This is a genomic window from Hallerella sp. (assembly GCF_022776125.1).
GTDB lineage: Bacteria > Fibrobacterota > Fibrobacteria > Fibrobacterales > Fibrobacteraceae > Hallerella > Hallerella succinigenes.
This window is the reverse complement of the sequence record NZ_JALFIA010000086.1, coordinates 1-25,438: the sequence shown is the minus strand read 5'-3', so window position 1 is coordinate 25,438 and position 25,438 is coordinate 1. Positions and strand designations below refer to the sequence as shown.

The 25,438-nt window shown below is 51.1% G+C and carries 21 protein-coding genes and 2 tRNA genes; 11 read left to right on the top strand and 12 right to left on the bottom strand.

The features are described 5' to 3' along the window. Positions 1–336: hypothetical protein (locus MR847_RS10370; RefSeq protein ID WP_287723696.1), on the bottom strand; the 336-nt coding region annotated here is incomplete at its 3' end. A gap of 123 nt (positions 337–459) precedes the next feature. On the opposite strand from MR847_RS10370, the gene nspC reads away from it, so the two are divergent. Beyond that, on the top strand, positions 460–1,587 hold the full coding sequence (nspC, locus tag MR847_RS10365) for a carboxynorspermidine decarboxylase (protein WP_100424520.1): 1,128 nt from the start codon (positions 460–462) through the stop codon (positions 1,585–1,587). Continuing rightward, entirely contained in the window at positions 1,584–2,045 is a 462-nt protein-coding gene (gene tsaE / locus MR847_RS10360) for a tRNA (adenosine(37)-N6)-threonylcarbamoyltransferase complex ATPase subunit type 1 TsaE (RefSeq protein ID WP_100424521.1), read from the top strand. Before nspC ends, tsaE begins: the two co-directional genes overlap by 4 nt. Here tsaE and MR847_RS10355 read toward each other — a convergent pair. Genes MR847_RS10355 through MR847_RS10345 form a run of 3 tightly spaced genes read right to left on the bottom strand, consistent with a single transcriptional unit; the run spans position 2,020 to position 4,261 of the window. Beyond that, positions 2,020–2,583 carry a hypothetical protein gene (locus MR847_RS10355; protein WP_287723695.1) on the bottom strand — a complete coding sequence of 188 codons (564 nt, stop codon included), beginning with the start codon at positions 2,581–2,583 and terminating at the stop codon, positions 2,020–2,022. The genes tsaE and MR847_RS10355 overlap by 26 nt on opposite strands. An 8-nt stretch (positions 2,584–2,591) precedes the next feature. Further along, on the bottom strand, positions 2,592–3,044 hold the full coding sequence (locus MR847_RS10350; RefSeq protein ID WP_100424523.1) for a SufE family protein: 453 nt from the start codon (positions 3,042–3,044) through the stop codon (positions 2,592–2,594). 14 nt (positions 3,045–3,058) lie between these two features. Then, on the bottom strand, positions 3,059–4,261 hold the full coding sequence (locus tag MR847_RS10345; RefSeq protein WP_100424524.1) for an NAD(P)/FAD-dependent oxidoreductase: 1,203 nt from the start codon (positions 4,259–4,261) through the stop codon (positions 3,059–3,061). A 120-nt stretch (positions 4,262–4,381) separates the two neighbouring features. Here MR847_RS10345 and MR847_RS10340 point away from each other — a divergent pair, with 120 nt between their 5' ends. Both MR847_RS10340 and radA read left to right on the top strand, forming a co-directional pair. Beyond that, on the top strand, positions 4,382–5,806 hold the full coding sequence (locus MR847_RS10340) for a pentapeptide repeat-containing protein (RefSeq protein WP_241899404.1): 1,425 nt from the start codon (positions 4,382–4,384) through the stop codon (positions 5,804–5,806). A 63-nt stretch (positions 5,807–5,869) separates the two neighbouring features. Then, positions 5,870–7,252, top strand: coding sequence for a DNA repair protein RadA (radA, locus tag MR847_RS10335; RefSeq protein WP_100424525.1), 1,383 nt, complete (start codon positions 5,870–5,872; stop codon positions 7,250–7,252). A gap of 71 nt (positions 7,253–7,323) precedes the next feature. Here radA and MR847_RS10330 read toward each other — a convergent pair whose 3' ends face one another. Then, entirely contained in the window at positions 7,324–7,818 is a 495-nt protein-coding gene (locus MR847_RS10330; RefSeq protein WP_277000326.1) for a dihydrofolate reductase, read from the bottom strand. Next, complete coding sequence (locus MR847_RS10325; RefSeq protein WP_100424526.1) at positions 7,815–8,627, bottom strand: thymidylate synthase; 813 nt, start codon at positions 8,625–8,627, stop codon at positions 7,815–7,817. The genes MR847_RS10330 and MR847_RS10325 overlap by 4 nt, the downstream gene beginning before the upstream one ends. 65 nt (positions 8,628–8,692) lie before the next feature. On the opposite strand from MR847_RS10325, the gene MR847_RS10320 reads away from it, so the two are divergent. Further along, positions 8,693–9,232: a DUF4416 family protein gene (locus MR847_RS10320; RefSeq protein ID WP_100424527.1), complete on the top strand. Its 540-nt coding sequence runs from the start codon at positions 8,693–8,695 to the stop codon at positions 9,230–9,232. Positions 9,233–9,328: 96 nt separating this feature from the next. Here MR847_RS10320 and MR847_RS10315 read toward each other — a convergent pair whose 3' ends face one another. From MR847_RS10315 to MR847_RS10295, 5 genes are read right to left on the bottom strand one after another with little or no spacing between them, the layout of a single operon-like run. Then, positions 9,329–10,195 carry a hypothetical protein gene (locus tag MR847_RS10315; RefSeq protein ID WP_287723694.1) on the bottom strand — a complete coding sequence of 289 codons (867 nt, stop codon included), beginning with the start codon at positions 10,193–10,195 and terminating at the stop codon, positions 9,329–9,331. Between the two features lie 7 nt (positions 10,196–10,202). Then, entirely contained in the window at positions 10,203–13,601 is a 3,399-nt protein-coding gene (locus tag MR847_RS10310; RefSeq protein ID WP_287723693.1) for an MFS transporter, read from the bottom strand. A gap of 33 nt (positions 13,602–13,634) precedes the next feature. Next, positions 13,635–17,084, bottom strand: a complete 3,450-nt coding sequence (locus MR847_RS10305) for an MFS transporter (protein WP_106518938.1) — start codon at positions 17,082–17,084, stop codon at positions 13,635–13,637. A gap of 55 nt (positions 17,085–17,139) precedes the next feature. After that, positions 17,140–17,961, bottom strand: coding sequence for a hypothetical protein (locus MR847_RS10300; RefSeq protein WP_100424531.1), 822 nt, complete (start codon positions 17,959–17,961; stop codon positions 17,140–17,142). 47 nt (positions 17,962–18,008) lie between these two features. Further along, positions 18,009–19,382 (bottom strand): aminopeptidase P family protein, encoded by a 1,374-nt coding sequence (locus MR847_RS10295; RefSeq protein WP_287723692.1) that lies wholly within the window; start codon positions 19,380–19,382, stop codon positions 18,009–18,011. A 94-nt stretch (positions 19,383–19,476) separates the two neighbouring features. On the opposite strand from MR847_RS10295, the gene MR847_RS10290 reads away from it, so the two are divergent. The 3 genes from MR847_RS10290 to MR847_RS10280 are packed head-to-tail and all read left to right on the top strand — an operon-like array spanning position 19,477 to position 23,057. Further along, positions 19,477–19,794, top strand: a complete 318-nt coding sequence (locus MR847_RS10290; RefSeq protein ID WP_100424533.1) for a hypothetical protein — start codon at positions 19,477–19,479, stop codon at positions 19,792–19,794. A 3-nt stretch (positions 19,795–19,797) separates the two neighbouring features. Beyond that, on the top strand, positions 19,798–20,769 hold the full coding sequence (locus tag MR847_RS10285) for a PhoH family protein (protein WP_287723691.1): 972 nt from the start codon (positions 19,798–19,800) through the stop codon (positions 20,767–20,769). After that, positions 20,766–23,057: an HD family phosphohydrolase gene (locus MR847_RS10280; protein WP_100424535.1), complete on the top strand. Its 2,292-nt coding sequence runs from the start codon at positions 20,766–20,768 to the stop codon at positions 23,055–23,057. The genes MR847_RS10285 and MR847_RS10280 overlap by 4 nt, the downstream gene beginning before the upstream one ends. A 12-nt stretch (positions 23,058–23,069) precedes the next feature. Here the strand turns inward: MR847_RS10280 and MR847_RS10275 are convergent, their stop codons facing one another. Continuing rightward, complete coding sequence (locus MR847_RS10275; protein ID WP_106518943.1) at positions 23,070–24,734, bottom strand: endo-1,4-beta-xylanase; 1,665 nt, start codon at positions 24,732–24,734, stop codon at positions 23,070–23,072. Positions 24,735–24,975: 241 nt separating this feature from the next. Between MR847_RS10275 and MR847_RS10270 the strand changes: the two genes are divergently transcribed. The 3 genes from MR847_RS10270 (at position 24,976) to MR847_RS10260 (ending at position 25,323) form a co-directional block, all read left to right on the top strand. Continuing rightward, a complete protein-coding gene (locus MR847_RS10270; RefSeq protein ID WP_146139400.1) occupies positions 24,976–25,161 on the top strand; it encodes a hypothetical protein in 186 nt (61 codons plus the stop codon). Next, positions 25,162–25,236, top strand: a tRNA-Val gene (locus MR847_RS10265). Positions 25,237–25,247: 11 nt separating this feature from the next. Further along, positions 25,248–25,323 (top strand) — tRNA-Asp (locus MR847_RS10260). Positions 25,324–25,438 lie beyond the last annotated feature (115 nt).

Here is a 25,438-nt window from a genome sequence, read left to right as displayed (position 1 = left end):
GCGGAAAGCGTGACCGTGCGAAAGAATCGGCGTGCGCCAATCTCCAGAAACCTTTTCCTTCATCGACTTCTGGTAAACCGTATCGATCTTCCAAGAGTCAAAGTTGCTCTTGTCATACTGGGCACGGCCCACATAGTTTCCGGCCTTGAGAGCGGAGCGGACGCTGTCTGCCTTTGCCTTGGCGAGACTGTCGGAATTTTCCTTCGAGTCCGCTTCGAGTGCACGGCTGATGGAATCCATCTTCGCCTCGATAGCCTTGCCCAAATCCTCTGTTCCACGGATTAAGCTTGCAGATGACGAAGAAGCGCCTATTCCCGAAGACGACGTAAGCACCATAGGCGAAGGCGTTTGTGCAAAAACCAAGCAGGACGAGCCTAGAATAGCAAGAAGGGTACAGCAAATTCGATTCAAAAGAAAACCTCTCTTGGAGAGAAATCTAGTAAAAAGTAAATTTGAATCATGATTGATTATTCTCAAGTTCCTAGTCCTTGTTACGTTCTCGAAGAAAGCCGCTTAATCCGTAACCTTGAAATCCTCAAGCGTGTACAGGACGAAGCGGATGTCAAGATCATCTGTGCCTTGAAAGGCTACAGCATGTGGAGCACGTTTCCTCTTATTGGAAAATATCTTGCAGGGGCGACCGCGTCAAGTTTAAATGAAGCAATTCTTGCACGCGAAGAGATGAATAAGGAAGTGCACGTTTTTGCACCCACCTACAGCGACGACGAAATCAACGAAATCCTGACCATCGCAAACCACATTACATTCAACAGTTTTAGCCAGTGGCAGCGCTTCAAAAAGAAGTCCCTCGCCGCTAAAGTAAGCCCGGGCATCCGCATCAATCCGGAATTTTCAACCGTCGACACCGACATTTACAACCCCTGCGGCAAGTATTCCCGTTTGGGCGTCACCCGCAAGGAATTCCGCGAAGACCAGCTCGAAGGCATCGAAGGCTTGCACTTCCACGCCCTTTGCGAACAGAACGCGGACGCTCTCGAAGCGGTCCTCAAGAACTTTGAAGAACGCTTCGGCGAATTCATTCCGAAGATGAAGTGGGTAAACTTTGGCGGTGGCCATCATATTACCCGCGCCGATTACGAAGTCGACCGTCTGATTTCCATCTTGAAAGGCTTCCACAGCCGCTACCCGGGCGTTCAGATCATTCTTGAACCGGGCGAAGCCGTGGGCTGGCAAACGGGCGAACTCGTCGCCACCGTCGAAGACATTGTCCGCAACGAAAAGGACATCGCCATTCTGAACGTTTCCGTGAGCGCTCACATGCCGGACTGCCTTGAAATGCCTTACCGCCCGATGATCCTCGGCTCCGGCATGCCCGGCGAAAAGAAGTACGAATACCGCCTGGGCGGAAACACTTGCCTCGCCGGTGATATCGTCGGAGACTACAGTTTCGACGAACCGCTCCAGGTAGGCGACAAGATCGTCTTCTTCGATATGATCCACTACACCATGGTCAAGACGACGTTCTTCAACGGCGTCAAGCACCCAGACATCGGCATCTGGCATCTCGACAACCACTTTGAACTCGTCCGCAGTTTCTGCTACCAGCAGTACAAGGACAACCTATGACCGAATTCGTCAAAGCATTAGAAGTCCAGACCCACTCCGAAGCAGAAACCTTGAAGTGGGCAGAAGACTTTGCAAAGACCCTTCCCAAGGGTTCTGTCCTTGCGCTTTACGGAACGCTCGGTGCAGGTAAAACGGTCATTAGCCGTGGCATCTGCAAGGGCCTTGGATTCCAAGGTCAGGTCAATTCCCCGACTTACACGATCGTCCACGAATACCCGAATCCAAACGGAATGCCCCTTTTCCATTTGGACCTCTACCGCCTTTCGCCCCATGCGGACCTCGGCGAAATCGGCGTGGATTACTATATGACACGCGACGGCGTCACGCTCATCGAATGGCCGGAACGCCTAGACGACGAAACGGTGGGCATCACCCACCGCCTCACGCTTTCCATTCTCGAAGATGATTCGAGAAATATCTTCGTCGAAACGTCTACTTCGCAGCCGTCGAATCCTTAACCGTATTCGCCACGGAATCCTGCATGGCAGAAGCAAAAGCCGTCTGCAAGGACTTCCATTCTTCGGCGTCGTCCTCATTCAAAAGGATCGGCCCCTGAAAGCTCTTCATCGCCTTGATTGCGGCAACGGTATCGTTTCCCTGCAAAGCGGTGCGCGTTGTTTCGAGCACATATTCCTGGGAAACCTTCATGTCTTCGATTGCACCGAGACGCACCACACGAATACTGTCGAGGTCGGCAGGAGCATAGCTCAGTTCCCATGTCGATTCATAGCAGTCCTTCGCCACGGCAAAATCCCCACCGTCAAAGAGCAGGGCGCAACGGGCAAACGTTTCTGCGCTTTTTTTCTTCGTGTATTGGTAATACTTATAACCACCGATGATACCGCCGATAATGAGGAGCAGAACAAGAGCGTCCGACCAGCTCATGAAGCCTTTGACTTCGACTTTCTTCTTGCCTTCGCCGCCTTCGGTGGATTCTTCATCTTCCGGATCGTCCAGCGGATTTTTTCCGCCCATGATATTGATAAAGCTCAGCATAATCCCTCCTATTCCTTTGCACGTGTCGCCAAAGCGCTATAGACCTTGGCATACAGGTAGATTTGTTTCAAGAGGCTCGCAAAACCGTTTGCGCGCGTCGGCGAAAGCCCCTGCTGCAGACCGATATTCTGAAAGAATGCCGGATCCGCGGAAAGGATTTCTTCCGGAGTGCGACCGTCATAGATTTTGAGAGCGAGAGCGCCCAGGCCACGGCTGATCAACGGGTTCGCTTCCCCGACTTCCGTGTCCATGTGCAAGTGTAAAATTCCATCCTTGAATTCCGGTACAAGGAACATGCGCGAAGCGCACCCCTTCACCAGGAACTTTTCGGCTTTCAAACGATCATCCATCCCCGGATGTTCACGGGCGATTTTCAAGAGATAAGCCCATTTATCGTCGGACGAAGTGAATGCGGCAAATGTCGCGCGAATTTCTTCTTCAACTTCTAGAATGCTTTTCACGGAACAATAACCTGTTAAATAAAGAACGATTTCAGCTTCCAGAGAATGCTCGGCGAAGAGGCGAGCACCGCCCAGAAGATGCGGAAGATCGAGCGCTTTTCCACAGGAATCGAAGCGAGGCGGTGAGCCGCCTTGTTGAACTGCGCATCCGAGATCCTTGCAAAACCGCTTTTTCCGCGGGAATAATTTAAATGCGTCTTTCCCTGGATCTTCATCCAGCGGTCGTAGGCAGACTTTTCTATTTCGCGGCGTTCTTCTTCCGAAGTCGCGGAAAGCCATTCCAAGGCGCATTCCGCAGCAATCTTTCCACTCTTCATCGCTTCGACAATGCCCGACCGGCTGATCGGGTTCACGGTACTCGCCGAGTCCCCCGCCTTAAAGACGCCGTTCGCCGCAATCGGATGTTCCGACTGGCCACAGGGAATCGCACCGCCGTGGAAAGCGAGAATTTTCGCATCCGGATAAGCTTCCTGGATAAATTTTTCGAGAGTCGCACGTGGCGGATGCGTTTTCAAGAAATCACGGCCGCCGACAAGGCCCACATTGACCGTTTCGCCGTCACGCGGGAACACCCAGCCGTAACCGCCTTCAAAGAAACGCTGACCAAAAAGGAGTTCAATATGCCGCGTGCTGTGCGGAACGCCTTTCGCAATTGCAAAAATGGCCGATTCCTGGTCAAAATCCCCCGTTTCGAGCGCATCAAGGCCCGGAACACGACGAGAAATCTTTGCACCGGGACCCGTCGCATCGATCACGACCTTCGTTTTCAAGACGGATTCCGTCTCTCCCGAGCAGACCGTCACCGCCCAGAGGCCGTTTTCAGCCGGGGCAAGGGCAGAGACCCTATTTTCAAAATGGCATTCAACGCCTAGTTCCGCCGCCTTATCTGCCATTTCGTGATGAAAAGCGGCTCGGTTCAAAATCAAACCGCAATCTTTTTGGAAATATTCCACACGCGTCATATCGGGCGCCGTAAAATAGACGCCGTTCAAATGCTGACGGATCCATTCCTCTTTTGGAGTCCAATAGCGGGAGAAAATCTTACGGGAAACCGCTTCCGCACAGGCGACAGGTTCCTTCCACGGGGATTTTTTGTCGACGAGAAGCACCGAAAGCTTGCCAGCGGAGGCTTTTTGAAGGCAATTTGCAGCATAAAGCCCGGCTGGGCCTGCGCCACAGATGATTACGTCATAATTTTCCTTCAAATAGCATGTCATAACCTGCAAAATAGCTTTTTTATAGAAACATCTTATCTTTTTTTTATCCAAAGTGTGTTTTTTAATTTATTTTAGGTGCAACATAAATTTTGATTGGACTCTTACAAAGGGATATACAGAATGAATATGCACCTCAATTTGACATCCAAGTTCGGTGTCTTGTTGCTCGCATCCATGACCGCTGGCGCATTTGCCCAGCAGACCGACTGGAGCGGCAAGGATATCAACGTTTCTTTCCGCAGCAAAAACATCGATGGATTCAACTTTGAAAATGCGAAGGCAGTCAAGAATGTGACGGACTTTACCGGTTCCAACGCAACGCATGAACCTGTCAACTTCCGCGGTTCCGATCTCCGTGGCGTAAAGTTCCAGAACTCCGTGATGAACAACCCGGACTTCCGCGAAGCCAATCTGGAAGGCGCAATCATTTCCGGCGCGGACCTGCGTGGCTCCGATTTTAAGGAAGCCAACTTGAAGGGCGCAAACCTCTACCGTGCAACCCTTCTGGATTCCCGCTTCCCGAAGGCAAACCTCGAAAACGCCCGTCTGGACGCTATGAAGGTTTCCGACCAGGCAGACTTTAGCGATGCAAACCTCAAGAACGCATCCTTCATCGATGTCGACTTGACTATGGCCGACTTCAGCGATGCCAATTTGACGAACACGAACTTCTCCCGCTCCTTGATGGGTGCCGCCAAACTCGATGACGCAACGATCGTCAAGACGGACTTTACGGCTTGCAACCTGATCAACGCAGACTTCAGCGGCGTGGAACTCCGCGATGTGAACTTCACCAAGGCGGGTCTTTCCAAGGCTGACTTCTCCGGTACCAAGTTCATCAATGTGAACCTCCAGAGCGCAGACCTTTCCTTGACCGACTTCAACGACGTCGATCTTTCCAAGACTCAGCTCCAAAAGGCTTCCTTCGCCCAGTCTAACCTGAAGAACATGGAATTCAACGGCCAGGATCTTTCTGGCGTGGTTTTCGATAAGGGCGTCGTCACCAAGAGCTCTTTCGAAAAGGCTAAGATGAACAAGGCGTCCTTCTTCGATGGCGAAGCAAGCAAGAGCATTTTCCGCGGTGCCATCATGCAGAAGGCAATCTTCGACGGCACCTACATCTTCAAGAACATCTTCGATAACGCGGACCTCACCAAGGCCAACTTCTCGAACTCGACAATCAGCCGTACGAGCTATGACCTTGCCAACTTGACCGGTGCAAACTTCTCCGGTGCCAAGCTCGACAACGTCACCTTCCTCAACGCAAACATGCAGAACGTAAAGATCGACGCTGACACCAAGATGGAAAACGTCGACTTCTCCGGTGCAGACCTCACCCACGCTCACATCGAAAAGTTCACCGCCAAGAAGGTAATTTACGATGCAAAGACCAAGTTCCCGGACGGCTTCGAACCGCGTAAGTACGGCTTCACGAAGCTCGGCGAAAAGGCTGTGGAAGTCAAGTCCGAAACCGCAAGCGATCAGCCGAAGAAGAAAAAGAAGCGCCGTAAGAAGTCTGCCGAAGAAGCTGCAGGCATCGAATAAAGCTCCAATCAAATTTGTCAAAAACTGTCACTTTCTCAAGTGGCAGTTTTTTATTTTTAAAGCATGGCTAAGAACGATACCGAATTTTTTTGCAAGGAATGTGGCGAAGTCACTTCCAAATGGGCTGGCAAATGTCCGCATTGCGGCGCATGGTCTAGCCTTGTCGAACGTCCCGTCGAAAGCAAGGCGACCCGCCGAGGGCTCGGCCATAACAGTCTCGACACCGACGGACTTTCCGGCGTTCCGCGAAAGCTCGCCGACATCGAAACGACAGCCGCAAAAAGGTTAAGTTCCGCAAGTCCCGAATTTGACAGAACGCTCGGCGGAGGCTTTGCTCCAGGTTCCCTCGTTTTAATCGGAGGCGATCCGGGTATCGGAAAATCGACGCTCGTGCTGCAGACGCTTGCCACCATGGCAAGCGCAGGCGTCAAAGCCTTGTATGTCAGCGGCGAAGAGAGCGCTGTGCAAGTCAAGTTGCGCAGTGAAAGACTCAGCGTTTCGGGCAGCGACCTCCTTCTGCTTTGTGAAACGAACCTCGACAAGATCCTTGAAAAAGCGAAAGCGATCCAACCAGAAGTTCTTGTCATCGACTCCATTCAAACGGTCTACAACGCCGATTTGCCAGGGACTCCTGGAAGCGTTTCACAGCTTCGCGAAAGCACCCTTTCGCTGATGGTCTTTGCCAAGAATTCGGGCTGTATCACGATCTTGATTGGGCACGTGACAAAGGACGGTCAGATCGCCGGTCCGCGAATCCTCGAACACATGGTCGATACAGTCGCCTATTTTGAAGGCGATCGCAATGGGCAGTACCGCATTCTGCGCACAATCAAGAACCGTTTCGGAGCCACCGATGAAATCGGCGTCTTCGAAATGACATCCGGCGGACTTGTGAGCGTTTCAAATCCGAGCAAGATTTTTCTCGACGCGACGAACATGAATTCCCCGGGTAGCGTCGTCAGCTGCACGATTGAAGGTTCCCGTGCGATGCTCTTTGAAACGCAGGCCCTGGTGAACCAGACGAATTATGCGGTCGCCCAGCGTGTCGCTGCAGGCATCGACCAAAAGCGTTTAACGATTATCCTCGCGTTGCTCGACAAGTTCGGAGGCGTCCCCATCGGAAACTCCGACGTTTTCGCAAGCATCGCCGGGGGCTTAAAAATTGCCGATACGGGAACGGACCTCGCTATCGCCCTCGCGATCGTCTGCAACCATTTGGGAATTTCCCTGCCGCCGCATACGATTGTCATCGGCGAACTCGGGCTTTCGGGAGAAATCCGCTCCGTCAGCCAAACGGACCTACGCGTCAAAGAAGCGCAGCGTCTTGGCTTTGAGCATATCATCCTGCCTGCATCCGCCAAGATTTCGAAATCGGCAAAAATCGACATCCTCCGCTTTAAGCACCTTGCCGAAGCGGTGCAATTCGTACAAGATCAGAAAAATTGAACCCTCCGGGTATCTGAAAAAAGGCCCGTTGCAAAGCGAGCCTTTCTTGTACACCGTTGAATTTGGGAATGCTAGAGCGAACGTTCCAAAACTTGGAAGGTCGTTTCGTAATCGTCCTTTTCGGACTTTCCGATATGCTCCTCGCTCAAAAGCTTCCAGCCTTCTCCAAGAGTCGGCATTTTGACGTCGCCATCGATTTCGGCATGGACTTTTGTCAGGTAAAGCTTTGTCGACTTCGGCATGGCTCTTTCATAAACGCTGGCACCGCCGATGATAAAGAGTTCTTCTTCCCCGCTCTGTTCCGCAATCTTCAAAGCCTGTTCCATGTCGCGCACGACGATACAGCCCGGAGCTTCAAAGTTCTCATTCCGTGAAAGCACCAGATTGACGCGGTTCGGCAGAGGGCGTCCGATATCTTCATAGTTCTTGCGACCTAGCAAAACGTGATGTCCCGTCGTAATCGCCTTAAAACGCTTGAGGTCCTGGGAAAGATGCCACGGCAAATGGCCATCCTTACCAATCACGCCGTTGTCCGAAACTGCAACAATTACCGAAATTTTCATCATACTGCAATCGGAGCCTTGATAGTCGGCCACGGGTCATAGTTTTCCAAGGAGAAATCTTCGAACTTGAAGTCGAACAGGTTCTTGACATCCGGATTCAACTTCATCGTCGGCAGCGCTCGCGGTGTGCGGGAAAGCTGCTCCTTCGCCTGGTCAAAGTGATTGCAGTACAGGTGCAAATCGCCGAACGTGTGCACAAATTCCGCCGGTTCGTAATCAAGGACCTGGGCGAGCATCAACGTCAAAAGCGAGTAAGAAGCGATGTTGAAGGGCACGCCGAGGAACATGTCCGCGCTACGCTGATACAGCTGGCAGCTGAGCTTTCGCTTGCCGCTTGCGCCGACGCCACCCACGTAGAACTGGAATAGGCAATGGCATGGCGGCAAAGCCATTTTGTCGACTTCTGCCACATTCCATGCGCAAACAAGATGACGGCGGGAATCCGGATTATTCTTGAGACTGTCCAGAAGGTTCTGGATCTGGTCAATGTGACCGCCTTCCGGTGTGGGCCAGCTTCTCCACTGGTGACCGTATACCGGACCGAGATCGCCGTTTTCATCGGCCCATTCATCCCAGATCGTCACCTTGTTGTCGTGAAGATACTGGATGTTCGTATCGCCCTTCAAAAACCAGAGCAATTCATGAATAATGCTCCGCAGATGGAGTTTTTTTGTCGTCAAGCATGGGAAACCTTTTGAAAGATCATAACGAGCCTGCCGGCCAAAAACGGAACGCGTCCCTGTCCCAGTTCGGTCAGAACGGTCCACCCCATTTTCCATAATGTCGCGGAGTAAATCAAGATATTGCTGCATGCTTTCAAATTAGTATTTTTTAGTCCGTAAAAGATCGTTGGAGATTCTTTCTTTTAGAGGTTCTTATGGGTATTGCGAAAAAGCCTCTCCCGGCGAGACTCGTCATGGGATTTTTGGCAAAAGACGCGGCACTGATCGATGAAATCCGCCCGCGTCTCTGCAAGCTCTACGGCGAAGAACTCGAGGTCCTGACCGCATTCCCGTTCCGTTTCACGAACTACTACAAGGACGAAATCGGCAAATCCCCCGTGCGCGCCTTTGTCACCTATAAGACTCTGATCGACCGCGAATCGATTGTAGATATCAAGCTTGCCACGAACCATCTAGAACTCGAATTTGCCAAGGAGCACGGAACCGAAGGACTGCGCCCGGTGAACCTCGACCCTGGCTACATCACGCTTGGACAGTTCTTTTTGGCGACGACCAAGGACCAACGTCAGCGCGTGTACATTCGAGACGGCATTTACGTGGAACCGACTCTCTACTTCCAAGATGGACACTTTCACGCATTCCCGTGGACGTACAGAGATTACCAGAGCAAGGAATACATTGAATTTTTGGAAGCCGTGCGAAACCAACTGAAATCATCCATGCACAATCCATGAACTTCGAACGTATCCGCTACAGCAGGACATTTATTCTGCCGTAGAATTTCTCTTCCAATTCTCTGATAATGGATGACTGGCAACAGTCCGTGCGCATTACTTCACAACGTTCTTTCTAAATTCAGGCGTCAGCGCTTCACAGGCTTCGATGTCCGGACGCGCGACGTAAGTTTTCAATTCCTTGGAAAAGAATCCGATGACTTCAAACGAAATTCTCCATGAGCTCGCTTCCGGGCATTCTTCCCATGCCTGAATGTTCTTGGCGCGCCAAGAATACTTTCCTTTTTTCTCGAAGATAAAATTTTCCGATTTCAGGGCTTCGTAACCGATCTGCGCCCAAGTTCCAATCGCCTTGTTCTTTTGGAAATAAGCTTTTTGCAAAGAATAGAACCTCGCCGCTTCCCGCTCCAGTTCCTGGACCTTTGCCGGAGTATCGCGATTCGGATCGGTAAAATGCAAAACGAGTCCGATGGCAACGGCGACAACTGCAACAGCGCCGGCGGCCATCGAGAGGATTTTCAGTCTTCTGCGGAAAGATTCCGGCAGTTCATGCAAATCGCCATTCGCCGGTTTCAAAACGTGAAGTTTCAAAAGGGCCTTCGCCACATAATTCGGAAACACTTCGCAAGCGCTCCCAAGAAGGGCCGTCAAAACGCTGATTGAGAAAGCGAAAGGCTTTGCCGTAGCGATCAGCGGCAAAAGTTCCTTCTTGACCGACTGGACTACGGACATCAACTGACGATCTTCCGAGAAGCTGCTGAGCGCAATCTGTCCCGTGAAGCTGCTGTAACGCGCAAGAGCCAGATCCACGATATGCGAAGCATAGCCATGCGCATAATCCAAAACAAAGCCAAGGACGATAAAGACCGCCGCGAGCAACAGGAAATTCAATCCGAGGAATCGAATCGTACGGGACTTCGAGAATCCCTCGTCAACAACACGTCCTTCCTCGTAAATCATCATTTCCCCGCTACTTTGCCTTTGCCGCTTTGCTCAATTCCAATGCGACCTTCTTCGCTGTAGAGAAGTCCGCCTTGCCCGAACCGAGCTTCGGAACAGCATCCACCTTGAAGGCTTCACCCGGAATCATCATTGGAGGGATTCCCGACTTGCGAATTTCACGGAGTACTTCATCCGCATCCTTTTTGCCTTCAAACAAGAGGACAATCTTTTCGCCCTTGACTTCATCCGGAATCGCGACGATGATAAAGTCCATGCCGGCAATCACGCCCGAATCATTGATCTTTGCTTCGACAGCGCCGAGGGAAATCATTTCCCCACCGAGCTTTGCAAAGCGGCTGTAACGGTCCACGATAATGACAAAGCCATCCTTGTCGAGATAACCCTTGTCGCCCGTCTTGTACCAGCGATGACCGTTGATTTCCAGGATGACGCTCTTGGTGCGTTCCGGATCCTTCAGGTATCCCTTCATGACCTGGCAGCCACCGATAAGAATCATCCCCTGTTCACCCTGCGGCAATTCTTTGTCCGTAATCGGATCGATAATCTTGACCCCGACGCCCGGAATCGCCATGCCCACGGAATTCAAATTCGTACGCGGATCCATGGTGAGATAGTCATCGAGAAGCACGTCTTCGGAATTGTACGTAGCGACCGGAGCTGTTTCCGTGCAACCGTAGCCTTCGTAAATTTCCTTTTTGAACTTGCGGGCAAACAGATCTCGGATTTCGGGACGGAGCTTTTCTGCACCCGAAAGCACAAATCTCAAATGCTTGAAGCACATCGGGTGCACCCAGCGATTAATACCCACGGCACGGAGGAAGGTCGGGGTGCCGACGAGGATCGTAACGCGGAATTCGGCGCAGACACGCGCCATCGTCTTCACATCGGTCGGCTCCGAGCAAGTCACCATCGGAATGCCTTCAAAGAGAGGCAAAAGCACCGTCACGGTCAAACCGAAGGAATGGAAAATCGGAAGTTCCGCAAGCATCACATCGTTCGGATGGATACAAAGGATCGCGTTCGTCTGCTGGGTATTCGAAACGAGGTTACGGTGCGAAAGCATCACACCCTTCGGCGTTCCTTCGGAGCCCGAGCTGAAGAGAATCACCGCGGTATCGTCCGGTTTTGCCGACTTCACATACAGAAGTTCAATGAGGCGCGTCGGCAAAACGATCGCCGAAGCAAGAGCGATGAAGCGGTAGAATGGATTTACCATTTTATCCAAATCTTCCACGCAAATGAGCTTGCAGACCGTGCCGAGCTTAAAGTAATCCTGGCCGCGGTTCTGCAGTTTATTCAACAGAGCCCAGCTGGTAAAGACCGTATTGATTTCAGAACGTTCAATGCACTTGAGGACCGATTCAACGCCCGACGTAAAGTTCAGATGCACACTGGTCTTGCCCGAAGTCCAAATACCAAGCATCATGGAGACGCCTTCCGGAGACGGCGGAAGCATAAATCCAACGCGTTCTTCCTTGCGAGTGATCTTCTTTAAGATATGCGCATAAACAAGAGCCTGTTGAATCGAGCCGTAACCCGTCAAATGGTTGCCGAGCGGACTGTAAACCGCCACACGGTGACGGACTCGACGTTTCATCGCCTGCAGCCAGAACGGAACAATCGTCGGATAGTAAGAAAGCGACTTGGACCAGGCGACCATCGAAAGTTCGCGCAGAATATTGCGGAGCTTCGCGGTTTCCGTTTCCGCCGGGATTTCCTCGCCAAAAGCGATAGAAACGATACTCGTCAGCTTTTCACCGAAGTTGACATTTTCATCAGCATAGCTTCTCTTGCCACCCCAAACGCCCTGGATGTAGAAAGGAATGAGCTTTGCACTCGTATCCTTGATGGCCGAGGAATAGTCCATCGAGAAGCGTCCGATATTGCAGGATTTTGCAATTTCACCTTCCGGGAAAATCACGACGGCTTCGCCCTGCAAAAGGGCTTTGCGAATCTGCGCCATCGCGGGTTCCGTATTGCGACGGTTAATGCGGATCGCGCCGAGAAGTTTCAAAATCCAGCGGGAATAACCGTGTTCCAGCTTATCTTCATTCACCGCCATACGGAGCGACCTCGGGCTCGCCATCTGCAAAAGCACCCAGTCGATATAGCTCGTATGATTGCCGAGCAAAAGCACCGGGCCTTCGAGAGGAATGTTTTCGTTACCGATGATCTTCAAATCATAACGGAACACATAATAGGCGCGGAACAACGTACGGATGAGCGACTGCGGGAACCGGATAAACGCCCACACAAATGCGGCAAGCAAAAAAAGCGAGAAGAAGAAAAGGAACGTTTCCTTGTCGATTGACGTGTACTTGAGCAGCAAGACTTCCGATGCCACCACGAACACGAGAAAGAGCATCGTCACCATGTTCGAAACAGCCACAATTCGACCTGAAGACGCCGGTCTTGAATAGAGCAGCAAAAGCGAATTCAAAACCGTGCCAAGCGCACCGAAGAAAAGACCGAGGAACGCATACAAAATGCGAACGAGCACCGGATTATCCACAAACGGAACAAGGAAAGCGCACACGCCGCAACCGAGGACCGAAACCGGAATCAAGCCGACTTCGATAAACTGATGCGAAGAACGGGACGCCAGATAACCGCCAAACATCATGCCGACGGCCGAGAACACAAGACCATTGCGAATAACCGAAAGGAATCCTTCTCCCGAAAGGCTCGACGAGAGCAAAACGAACACCTGTGCAAGACCCCAAAACACCGCCAAGCCGATGATGATCACACGCGAAAGGCTAATGTACCACGTCGCATGGAAAATGCGCGCCGGAGAACGGAACTGCAAAGATTCACTATCCTTGGCCGTCTTCGGAATAAAGAAGGCCGCGACTTCCGAAAGCACCGCCACACCGACAAAGATCCAAAGCAGGTAATCCACGCCAAGGAGCGTCGCCGTTTCTTTATAAAGGCTAATCACACCGACCGCAGAAACAAAAGCACCCGCAATCATCATATTGAACATATGAGCGACACCCGTCGCAAGCCGCTGATTACCGAACATTTCCTTCACAAGACCGTATTTCGCCGGACTTCCCAAGGCAAAGGATGTCGAAACGAGCATCACAAACCAGATCGCTATCTGGGGAAGCCCCACCGTCCAAAGGACACCGATTACGATTGAACCTGCGACAAATCCCAAGGAAGACCAGGCAATCACCTTTCCCTTTCCGAATCGGTCCGCCAAAAAGCCCGCTAACGGGAAGAACAACAGATACGGCACATAGAACATCGCCTGCAAAACGGCACTGTAAACGACGCTTTCCGCAGAATCCTTCACGACCGAATATTTGATCCATTGTTCAAAAAACAGAAAAAGCCCCATCTGGATAAAGGATGAGGCAAGAACCGAAACTAAATAAGGGAAAAGGCCTTTAATCTTCATAGATTCCTTGAGAAGTGAATCAAATTTAAGAACTTATTGTTGAGCTAGTTCCAGTGCAATTTTCTTGGACGCCTTGAAATCCGCTTTGCCCGTACCGAGCTTCGGAATCGCGGGTACCTTGAACGCGAGCCCCGGAACCATCAAAGGTGGAATTCCCGACTTGCGAAGGGCTCGGAGCACATCCGACGGTTCCATTTCGACACCCGTATACAGAAGCACGAGGCATTCACCCTTTGCGCTGTCCGGAATGGATGTCACCATGTAGTCTCCCCCTTCGAGAATTTTCGTATCGTTGATGCGAATTTCCACAGCGCCGAGCGAAATCATTTCACCGCCGAGCTTTGCAAAGCGACTGTAACGGTCCACAATCGTAAGGAAGCCGTCTTCGTCCAAGTGGCCCTTATCGCCGGTACGGTACCAACGACGACCGTCGAGTTCAATGATCGCATCCTTCGTGTGCGAAGAATCCTTCAGGTATCCCTTCATCACCTGACATCCACCGATGAGAATCATGCCATCTTCACCGGTCGGAAGTTCCACGTTCGTTTCCGGATCGACAATCTTGTAGAGCGTTCCCGGAAGCGGCATGCCGACAGAACCGGGCTTATTGTTCACCTGCATCGTTAGGTAGTCATTCAAAAGGATGTTTTCAAAGTTCACCGAAGCGACCGGAGCCGTTTCCGTACAGCCGTAGCCTTCAAAGATTTCCTTGCCGAACTTGAGTCGGAAGGCCGTGCTGATTTCCGGGCGAAGCTTTTCTGCCCCCGCAATGATCAATCGCAGATACTTGAAGCACATCGGGTGCACCCAGCGGTTCACGGTAAAGGCGCGGAGGAACGTCGGCGTACCCACAAATGCCGTCACATGGAATTCCGCACAGACACGCGCCATCGTCTTCACGTCCGTCGGGTCTGCGACCACCACCATCGGAGTCCCCTCGATCAAGCAGAGGAGCACGTTCACCGTAAGTCCAAACGAGTGGAAAAGCGGAAGTTCCGCAAGCATCACGTCATTCTTCGTCGGGTTGAAAATGCAAGAAAGCTGGGCGCAGTTACCGATCATATTGTAATGCGTCAGTTCCACCCCCTTAGGAACGCCTTCTGTTCCCGAGCTAAAAAGCACCACGGCGGTATCGTTCAGCTTCACATTCTTCTTGAAGTAGAAGAACTTGATGAGCGGAATCGGAAGGATCACGCCCATGAGCATGTGGAAGATCATTTTCCATTTCGGAATGCTCTTCATCACGTCTTCGGCGTAAACCAGGTTGCACTTATCCGCAAGAACAGTATAGTCGGTTCCCTTCTGCTTCAAACGCTGCAAAAAGACACGGCTCGTAATCACCGTTTTCACATCGGCGCGTTCCATGCACTTCAAAACGATATCTGGCGCAGACGTGTAATTCAAGTTCACATTTACCTTACCAGTCACCCAGCCGGCAAGGTTCGCAATAATGCCACCGCCCGAAGGAGGAAGCATAATCCCCACATGCTTCTGGCCATTGAGCATCTTCTTGAAGACTCGGCTAAAGGCAAGGGTCGCGCAAAGGAGCTTATAACCGGAAAGATGTGCGCCGTCCGGGCTGTAAATCGACGGACCGGAGCCTGTCACCTTCTTACAGGCGACAAGCCAAGATTCCGCAATCGGCTTATAAGCGCGCAAGGAAGAGCACCAGGCGTCGATCGAGATTTCACGGACAATGTTTCGAATCTTATTCGGTTCGGTATCCTTCGGTACCGGAGCGCCAAACGAAACCGTAATAATGCGAGTGAGCTTTGCCGCAAGAGACTGTGCATCTGCCGAAGCCGCATAGGCAAAACGGCTACCCCACAGCCCCTGGATATAGAACGGCACTATCACCGCATCCGTATCCTTGATTGCTTCGGCATAGTCAAAGCGGAACGGACCGACAAACGGAGTCTTCGCCACTTCCCCTTCCGGGAAAAGCACAACGGCATCGCCATTTTTCAAAGCATCATGAATCTGCTTCAAGGCTTCCGCTTCATTGTTCTTATGAATACGGATAACGCCCATGCGCTTCAAGACCCAGCGCAAAGTCCACTTTTCATAATGGTCCTTGTTACTGGCAATTCGAAGCGGACGCGGGGTCGCCATCTGCAAAACAGCCCAGTCGATAAAGCTAAAGTGATTTCCCAAAAGCAGAACCGGACCGTCGGTCGGAATATTGTTAATGCCCAGAACCTTCAAACGGTACGAGCTAAAGAACGTGCGCAAGAGCGAACGGAGCAGGGCCTGCGGCAAATGCTTGAGCGAATAAGCAAAGCCAATAAGCGACATCACCGCGAGCGTAAAGAAAAGAATCGGGAAAATCGCATGGCGTTGATCCGGGAACCACTTCCCCGTATAGTGGATAATCAGAGCTTCACCGCCGAGGAAAAGACCGAGGATTACGATCTGGATCAAGTTCGAAACGGCAAGGATTCGACCGGAATTCGTCGGAACCGTATTGTACTGCAACAAGGCGTTCAACGTCACAAGGAACATCGAACTGAAAAAGCCGATCAAGAAGAAGATAACCGTAACCAGAAACTGGGAGTGCAGAAACGGAACGAGCAAAAAACAGATCGAAGAGCCCAAGGCGCCCATCGGCACTAGACCCGTTTCAATGAAGTCCTTGGAAGCGCGTGCCACGATCAAGGATCCAAGCAGCAAACCGAGAACCGCAAAGAAAAGTCCGTTCTTGAAAAGGACTATCGTATCGCTCCAGTTCGAATTCTGCTGAAAGAGCATCACAAAGATCTGCGTGCCCGCCCAGAAAATCGAGATTCCCACAATGCACGCACGCACAGTCGGAAGCTTCCACGTATGGACGACATTGTTCACCACCGAAGAACGGCGAACCGAAGCGTATTCTCGACCGACCTTCGGGATAAAGAACGCAAGCACACTCGAAACGAGGCTCACCGCCATAAAGACCCAAGGCCAAGCCACCGCCTTGCGCAGGAACAGCTTCACAGACGGCGCGGAATTGAACGTAGAATCCAAAGAATCAAGGCCCGGAACGAGAAGAGCCGCAAGCACAAGGGCTGCCACCGTAAAGATCTGGAGGAAAGCATTCGAATAGCCGAGGAGCTTTGTCCCGAACATTTCCTTCAGCACACCGTACTTCGCAGGGCTATGAACCGCAAAAGCGGATGCGGTCAAAAGAGTAAAGAAAATGGCGAGATTGTAGAACTTCAGCGTATAAAAGACGCCAGTCGCAATCAAGGATGCGGTCATCACGATCGATGTCCAAGCGATCACGCGACTCTTCGAAAAACGGTTCGAAAAGAAGCTCGCCGGCACCACCATAAAGACGAACGGCAACAGGAAGAACAATTGGAAAAGAACGCTCCAGAACAAAAGTTGCGAGCCTTCATAATGGGTCGCAATCACCTTCTGCGTAAAGACGAAATGCCCCATGACTGCAAAATTTGTCAAGAAGATGGAAAGGAATAAAGGCCAAGCTCCTTTGATTTTCCACATATTTAGTCAACCTTTGATGTTTTGTTGCGCTTTCGCTGAAATGGTTAGAATCGGATTAGAACTTCAGGTGCGCTGCGCAACCCAAAGTGTATCCGTAATACAAATTCGCCGCATCATTCGTATATTCCCAAATCGGAATATGGAAGTACGGTTCCACCTCGATCAGTCCCAAATTCACAGTCACCTTCGGCTCAATGCCCACCGACATCGTATAGCCGAATTCATCTTTACCCGAGTAACCCTGCGTACGGACATTGCCCGGAGTGTTCGAAATAAAACCTCCATCACTTCCATAAAGGAACTCAAACGGGAATCCAAGACCCACACGGATTGTTCCAAAGTTGAATTCCGGGCGGATCAACACGTATAATTCATCGGACGAACGATCGTTAAAGTCCCAAAAGTACCAGCTGTGCAGACGCACGCCGAAAGACTTCCAATCTCCGTAAAAGTTCGAACCGCCAAAGATCAACGCAGGGGAAGGTTTTTCACCGTTGCCTAGAAGCTTTTTCGAACCCGCCGGGAATACGAAATCGATAAAGCCCGCCGAAGAGGGTGAACCGTACTTAAAGCCGAGAATCGGACCCCAGACTCCCGTCACGCTCTTCATGCCGTCATCGCGAATCGGATAAGAAAAGCTGAATTCGATGCCTCGGGCAGGACTCACGCGAATCGTCGGCATCAGATTCAACTGGGATTCTTCTGCGTCATCCGAAAGATCGGCATCGTTATCATCGTGGAAAACGGAACGGTAAAAAACACCGTAAGCGTTCAAATCCACCTGGAATGTTTTCGATATCACGCCATATTCATTCATCATCGCATACGCGGACGAACTTAAAACAGCAAACAGGGCAATCGCAAAAAATTTTCTCATGTCCAAACCTTTTCAAAAAAATCAAGTTTTCCCTAAAAAATAGCTTTTTAGCCCAAAAGTATTTCCAGATCCTCTATTTCACGCGGGATTTCAGCCGAAATATCCTCACAGCCGTCTTCCGTCACGAGCAAATCGTTTTCGATTCGAATGCCCACGTCTTCCGCGTAATGGATGCCGTCCAAATCGATTTCAAAATAGCCGTAAAGCCCCGGTTCGTTAGAAAGGAGCATTCCCGGCTTCAAGGGCTTCTGCATGTAGCAGCGGAACGGATCCCCTTCATGGATTTGCTCCCCGATCAGATGGCTTACCCCATGCGGACGTCTATCATAAAGCAGTTTGAACTTGCCGCCCTTCGAAACAAAGCGTTCCTGTAAAGCGTCCCAAATAAAATTCCAGACCATCGGATTCAAATCGGCGAGCTTGACGCCCGGTTTCACATTCTTCTGGTGAAATTTTTGGGCATCGAGAACGATTGAATAAAGAATTTTCTGCAACGAATTGAACTTACCGTTCACCGGGACCGTGCGCGAGATATCACTGTGCTGCGTTCCCGCGCGAACGCCAAAATCCATCAGTAAAAGATTTCCCGGTTGCAGCGGTTCGTCGTTCTTTACATAGTGCAGGCAGCAGGCATTCTTGCCGTTCGCCATGATCGTCGGGAACGCGAGATCCCCGTCGCTCTGAACCTGCATTTTGTAATCGAGAAACAGCTGCGCTTCCCGTTCCGTTCTAAAATTCTTCAAATTTTTCAAAAAATCGCAGAAAGCGTTGTTCGTCCAGACTTGAGCCCGGCGAGAATCCGCGATGCGGGCGTAATCCAGAACAACGCGTAAATCAAAGTGTTTGTCGGCAAGGCTTTTGACTTCCAGGCGTCCCGCAAAGCGCTTTTTCACTTCCTCGGCAAATTTCGCATTGTGATCATCCGACACCGACTTAGTCGATAGTTCGCAGAGGAATTCCAGGTAAAAGACTTCTAGCGTTTTCAAATCCTGCTTTTGGACCTGGGCATTCAAGTATTTCCAGAAATCGTCTTCTGGAAGAATCGTCTTAAAGCCTGTCAATTTCTGGACTTCGGCAAGGGAATCCTCCGAATAGGTCACCTTCAGACCGGTCCAAAATTCCTCTTTTTCGTTTTTTTTCGGCAAAAAAAGCACTTCCCGATGATCCGCATCGCCATGAGGATCCAGTAACAGTTTGCACCCCGCCTGATTCAATCCCGTAAGGAACAGAAAACTAGGTTCCTGCACCATTTTATTCCAAATTTCAACGTAGACTTCTTCAGTGCCCGGATTCCGTTCAATTCCGCAAAAAAGGCCGATTGTGTCCAATTTTTGGAGAAGTGCCTCTCGGCGGGAATGATAGACTTCGGTCGACGGCACATCGCCGACAGGCTCGATAAAGACCTGTGAATAGCAATTCATGCCTTAAAATCTAATTTTTTTAACAACTTCAGTCCAAAATAATCCATTTTTCTATATATATTTCGGTTAACATCATTTATGCATGGAGTTTATCATGTCTTTATCTAAAATTTGGAAACTCGCCCTCGCTTCTCTTTGCGCTATTTCTCTCGCCGCTTGCGCTGGCTCTCACCAGGGTGGTAGCGAATCCTACGACGCAGGTGAATCTTCCGAAGAATCGGAAGGCGGTTCCACAAAGGCTCAGAAGGTCGACGAAGACGAACTCAAGAAGACCCAGGATGCTGCTGTGAAGGTTACGGAAGAAAACCACGAACTCCGTCGTCAGATTTTCGAAGCCAAGACTCAGCTTGGTATTTCCACACAGACTCAGACGGAAGAAACTGCCACGGAAGAAGCTGCCGACGCTCAGTAATTGATGGATTCTGAAGTACGTTATCCTCTTTCCGATGATTTGAAACGGATCATCGCGGGTGAAAATGAAACGGTCTTCCGCATGGTGGAAGACCGTTTTTCCGTTATTATTCACTCAAGGCTTCCCGGACTGCGCATCGAAGCCAAGGGCAAAAAAGCCGATATCCAGGGAGCTCTCTCCCTGCTCGACCAGGTGAAGCTCGCCGCAAAAAGCGGCACATTCCTTTCCAAGGGCTTCCTTTCCCGCTTGGCAGACGACACGTCCAAACATTCTTGTCCAAAGAAAAGCGTCTCCAAGCCATTCATTCCCGACACGCCGATTCTCAGGAACAAGCTCGGACTTCCGGTTGTTCCCAAGACCGCTTCGCAGGCGGAGCTCGTCAAAGCCTGTGACTCAAACGACATCATTTTTGCCGACGGTCCTGCCGGTACGGGTAAAACCTTCCTCGCTGTCGCGATTGCGGTCGCAAGCCTGGAGCGCCATGAAGCAGAACGGATATGCCTTGTGCGTCCGGCCGTCGAAGCAGGAGAATCCCTCGGTTACCTTCCGGGCGACTTAAAGGAAAAAATCGCCCCGTACCTGCGTCCAATCCAGGACAGCCTTGCGGAGCTTTTGCCGCAGGAAAAACTCCGCAAGTACCAAGAAGACGGTCTGATCGAAGTCGCGCCCCTCGCCTATATGCGCGGACGCACGCTCAAACACGCCTTTATCATTTTGGACGAAGCGCAGAACACGACCATTCCGCAGATGCAGATGTTCCTCACGCGACTCGGCCAACATTCCAAAGCGATTATTACCGGAGACTCTTCACAGATCGACCTCGGTCCGCGTCAGGTTTCCGGCTTTGCACATGCAATCCGCTTGCTGTCAAAGATCCAAGGCATCGCACACATCGCGTTCCCGCAGACCGACGTTCTCCGTCATCCGCTGGTTCGTGAAATCGTGAAAGCCTACGAACATGGAGGCAAAAAGTGAACAAGAAGTCTCTCAAACTTCACCTGATCATCGGATGGGCCATTATAGTTGCCCTGGGAATCGTTTTGTTCCCGGACAAGGACCTTGCCCAAAAATCCGAAGTTCCGCACTTGGGGCAGATCAGCGCCCGCACAATCGTTGCGCCGATTTCTTTTGAAGTTCCCAAGTCCGCGCAAGAAATTGCAAACGAAAAGGCGCGAGCTGCCGACAAGGTTTATGCGGTCTTCGAATTCAACCACGACGAAACGGTCCGCATTGCAAACGACTTGAAGTCCTACCTCACCAAAGTCGCCCGCTATGGCGCTTTGCAGGCAGAAATTTCCGAGGGCTCCGCTGACGCTGCGGACTCGTCCCTGCAACTGAAGGTGCAGCAAGCTTCTCAAGCTTTCCACGTGCTCACCAAGCGCCTTTCGAACACCGCCGTGCAACAGCTCTCTTCGAGCAAACGCGCCCGAGATTCCCTCGAAAGCGTTTTCAACCGCATGCTCGACAACGGTGTTTCGAACACGCTCCTCGCCACGAACAACACGAGCGTCCAGCTCTTCCGTGACACGTATAACGTTCAGGATGTGAACTTCATTCCGTATTCCAAAACGGAAGTTTCTTTTGTGCGCGACAACGAAGAACGCAAGCTCGACGCGAGCCGCATCCAGCCTCGCGAACGCGCTATCGACGAAGCCTTTACCGACCTGCAGCAGTACTTCAAAAACCAAGGTTTGCAGAGCGCGTTCTATGAAGCCCTATACGTGTTCACCCTGCCGAACGTCTTTTACTTGAAGAAAGAAACGGAACATCGCCGCGTCGCCGCCGAAGCCCAAGTGAACGCTTCCAAGGGTATGGTTCCCCGTGGCATGGAACTGATTTCCCAAGGCTCGATCGTGACCAAAGACGTCCTTGAACGTTTGGAAGCCTTGCAGAACGCGCTGCAGAAAGAAGAAGGATCTCGCCACTTCACGGCGGTCTACGGCCAGATGATCTTTATCGCGGTCATCATCACGCTCTTCTTCCTGTACTTCTTCTATTTCAACGCCAAGCGGTTCCGCAACCACCGTCAGCTGTGGTCAATCGTGGCTCTTGCCGCTCTCCAGTTGATCGCTTTTGCGGCGATTCACCATTTTGTAGGATACATTCAAAAGACTTCGACGACCATCCCGGATATCGACGTCATCTGGTTCTATCCGTTTATCCTTTCCCCGGTGATTGCGACGGTTCTTTATGACCGTCGTATCGGTACACTGTTTGCGGTCTTCTCTGCCTCGTTCCTCGGTATTCTTTCGGGCTATGACCTTTCGACGTCGATGCTCGCCTTTGGAATTTCCTGGGCAGGGCTTCACAACTTGAACAGCATCCGTTACCGTTCGCAGTTCATTTGGAGTATTCTCTTTGCGCTCCTTGCCTTCGCCGGAGCCCTTGCGATTCAACTTTTGCTGCGCAACCGCTTTAACTGGGAAATCATTTACCCGACCTTTATCGCGGGCGTCATCAACATCGTCTTCTGGAGCGCGATTTCCTCGGTGCTTCTCATTCACCTTTCGGAACGCATCTTCGGCATTACAACGGACTTGACGCTCATGGAACTTTCGGACTTTAACCGTCCGGCTTTGAAGCGCATTTCGGATCTTTCCCCGGGAACCTTCCACCATTCGATCCAGGTGGCAAACCTCGCCGAAAAGGTCGCCGACGAAATCGGTGCAAACGCACTCCTTGTACGCACCATGGCGCTTTACCACGACATCGGCAAGACCATGCGACCGGAATTCTTCACCGAAAACCAGAAGCAAGGCATCAATCCGCACAAGAACCTGCCGCCGCGTGATTCCGCAAAGATCATCATCGGTCACGTAACACAAGGCCTTGAACTCGCCAAGGAATTCAAGCTTCCAGCAGTCATCAGCGACGGCATCGCCGAACACCATGGTTCAGGCATCGTCCAATACTTCTATCAGGAATCGAAAAAGCTCGATCCGGAAAATACCCGCGTCGAAGACTTTACGTATCCGGGACCAAAGCCTCAATCCAAGGAAACGGCAATTCTCATGATTTCGGACGTAATCGAAGCATCGAGCCGCGCCATGCCGGATCCGAGCGCCGAAAAGCTCGAAGACCTTGTCAACACGACCATCAACGCCCGCTTAAACGAAGGTCAGCTTTCGGAAAGCGGACTCAATCTGCGCGACCTTTCGAAGCTTTCCAAGGCATTCTTGCAGAGCCTCGACGGGACGTACCATACGCGTATAAAATATCCCGCTGCGGCACTTGCAGCGGGAAGAATCGGGCGTCAAGTTTAAACGTTCGAAGCTTTATTCCAAGGTTCCCAGATTCTTTGACTGGGAGCCTTTTTTTGTTTTGAGTTCATAAAGGCCCGGATACCCGCGGAAATGCACAGCACCGTTTTCGTCTGCGACAAGAGTTTCGTTCGTCGTCCAGACCTTGTGCCACAAGTCGTAAACCCTTTTACCCGCAGGCTTTTCCGTTCCGTCCGCAGCAATGAAGCCTCCGTTGCCCGGAATCCAATGACGGCTATCCCAGAAGCCCCAGAAGAGAATTCCCTTCACTGCAGGATGGCTAAAGGCGGAACGGAGGAACATTTCATACTGCTCCGCGCGTTCTTCTTCCGAGAAGACAAAGCCGCGATCATACGAACCCATGTCGAATTCCGTCACCTTGATCGGAAGGCCGAGTTCCGCTAAACGGTCCAGGCGTTCCTTGATCAGCGCAGGCACGACCTTTCCACCGTTGAAGTGACACTGCACACCGATGCCCATCACCGGAACCTTGCGGTCGAGCATGCCCTTGATGAGTTCGTAATAACGTTCCGTTTCGCCCATCGCGACGACGTTATAATCGTTCACGTAAAGCTTCGCGCTCGGATCGGCGCGGTGCGCCCATACAAAGGAGCTGTCGAGAAGATCCCAGCCGCACTTGTCAAAGAGATACGTTTCGTGGATCGGTTCGTTCCAAACGTCGTACTCGGTGATTCTGCCCTTGTATTCCTTCACGTCGCGGTCAATGCGGTCATGAATCTTTTGGGCGATTTCCTTGCAGGAACCTTGATTGCCGAAATGCTTGTCGTAGTCGTACTTTTGAATGCCCCAAACGAGCGTGTGAGCTCGGAAGCCCCAGTTGTAAGCCTTTGCAAAGTCCAAGTATTTCTTCAGTTCTTCACGGCGAATTTTTCCCTTTTTCGGTTCGTATTCCGGCCACTTGAACTGGTTTTCGGGAACCGCATACCAGAAGTACTTATTGGCGGTATTCCGGTACCAAGTTTCCAGGCTATCATTCATTTTGCCGTAGAAGGCAATTGCCGTACCGAATGGGAACGCATGACGCTTGAGCGCCACGTGGACCGTATCGCCCGGAGTAAATCCGTCCGCCGTCAGATTCTGCTTGCGAATGGAATCGATACGCGCCGGTGAATTCTTGTACCAGTTTACGTCAAAGCTTTCATCGACCGTTTCCACGGAGACATCATCCAAGTAAACGTTACCCGTCAAATATCCCAGCTGGAAAACCACATTGTTCACGCCGTAACCTTTTTGATCCGGCAAGAACTTCATCTTGTAAGTTTTCCATTCCGGAGTGAGCGTAAACGAAGAAGAAGTCTTTTGGCGATAATCCGGAGGACCGCCCTGCACAACAGCATTGATAGAGCCGCCCTTGTCGGCTTTCGCCTTAAAGCTCAATTCATAAAAGACCGTATCTGCGAGGAATTTAGGCGGCTGCAGCTGAAGTCCCCACCAATCCTTTGGTTTCGCTGTGATCGAAACGACTGCACCCTGGGAACCTTCGAAGCCGATGCCCGGCGCACCTATCTTTGAAGAGACTGTCGCAGGTCCATCGGGATTGTTCCAAAGGTACCAGCCGCCATCTCCATATTCCATGTCTCCGTTCGTCATCACGTTCTTGGCCGAAACATTTGCCGCCAAAGCCAATGCGGTCAAAGCGAAAAGCGTTTTAGGAAGCATAAGACTCCTTCGTTTAAGTTCCTTTTGAATATATATATCTTCTCCCAAATTCCAGTCGATACAGCAGACACAGTTGGTACAAAAGGTTATTTTCCCCTGGATTCAGTTTTTTTTCGCTCTTTTTTCAGACTTTCTTAAACTTTTTTCATTTTTTCTACAAAATACCTTTGACGCCTCTAAAAGTTCTTTATATATTTGGGTCACCCAAGCGGTGATAACGCTAAACAAGGTAAAGAAAGAAATGAAAAAGAACATTCTTTTAGTTGCAATCGGAACCTTGTTGATCGTGATCGGATTCATCTGCCTCGCCCAAGGCCCTGCAGAAAACCCCGTATCACTGACTGTCGCACCGATGATCTTGATTTTTGCTTACCTGGTTGTGATTCCAATCGGAATTCTCTGGGGCGGTAAAAGCCAGAAGAAATAGGGGCGATTAGCTCAGTTGGTTCAGAGCAGCTGCCTTACAAGCAGCGGGTCAGCGGTTCGAATCCGTTATCGCCCAGAAGATTTTCTGGGGTGGTAGCTCAATTTTGGTTAGAGCACCGGCCTGTCACGCCGGAGGTTGCGAGTTCAAGCCTCGTCCGTCCCGCTAGAAACCCTCTCTTCAACGAGAGGGTTTCTTGTTTTAAATTCAGAATACTTCCCCGCAATTGTTCATCCTCACAATTCAAAAGCAAGTGTCGCCTGCAGCAATTCTTCTTCAG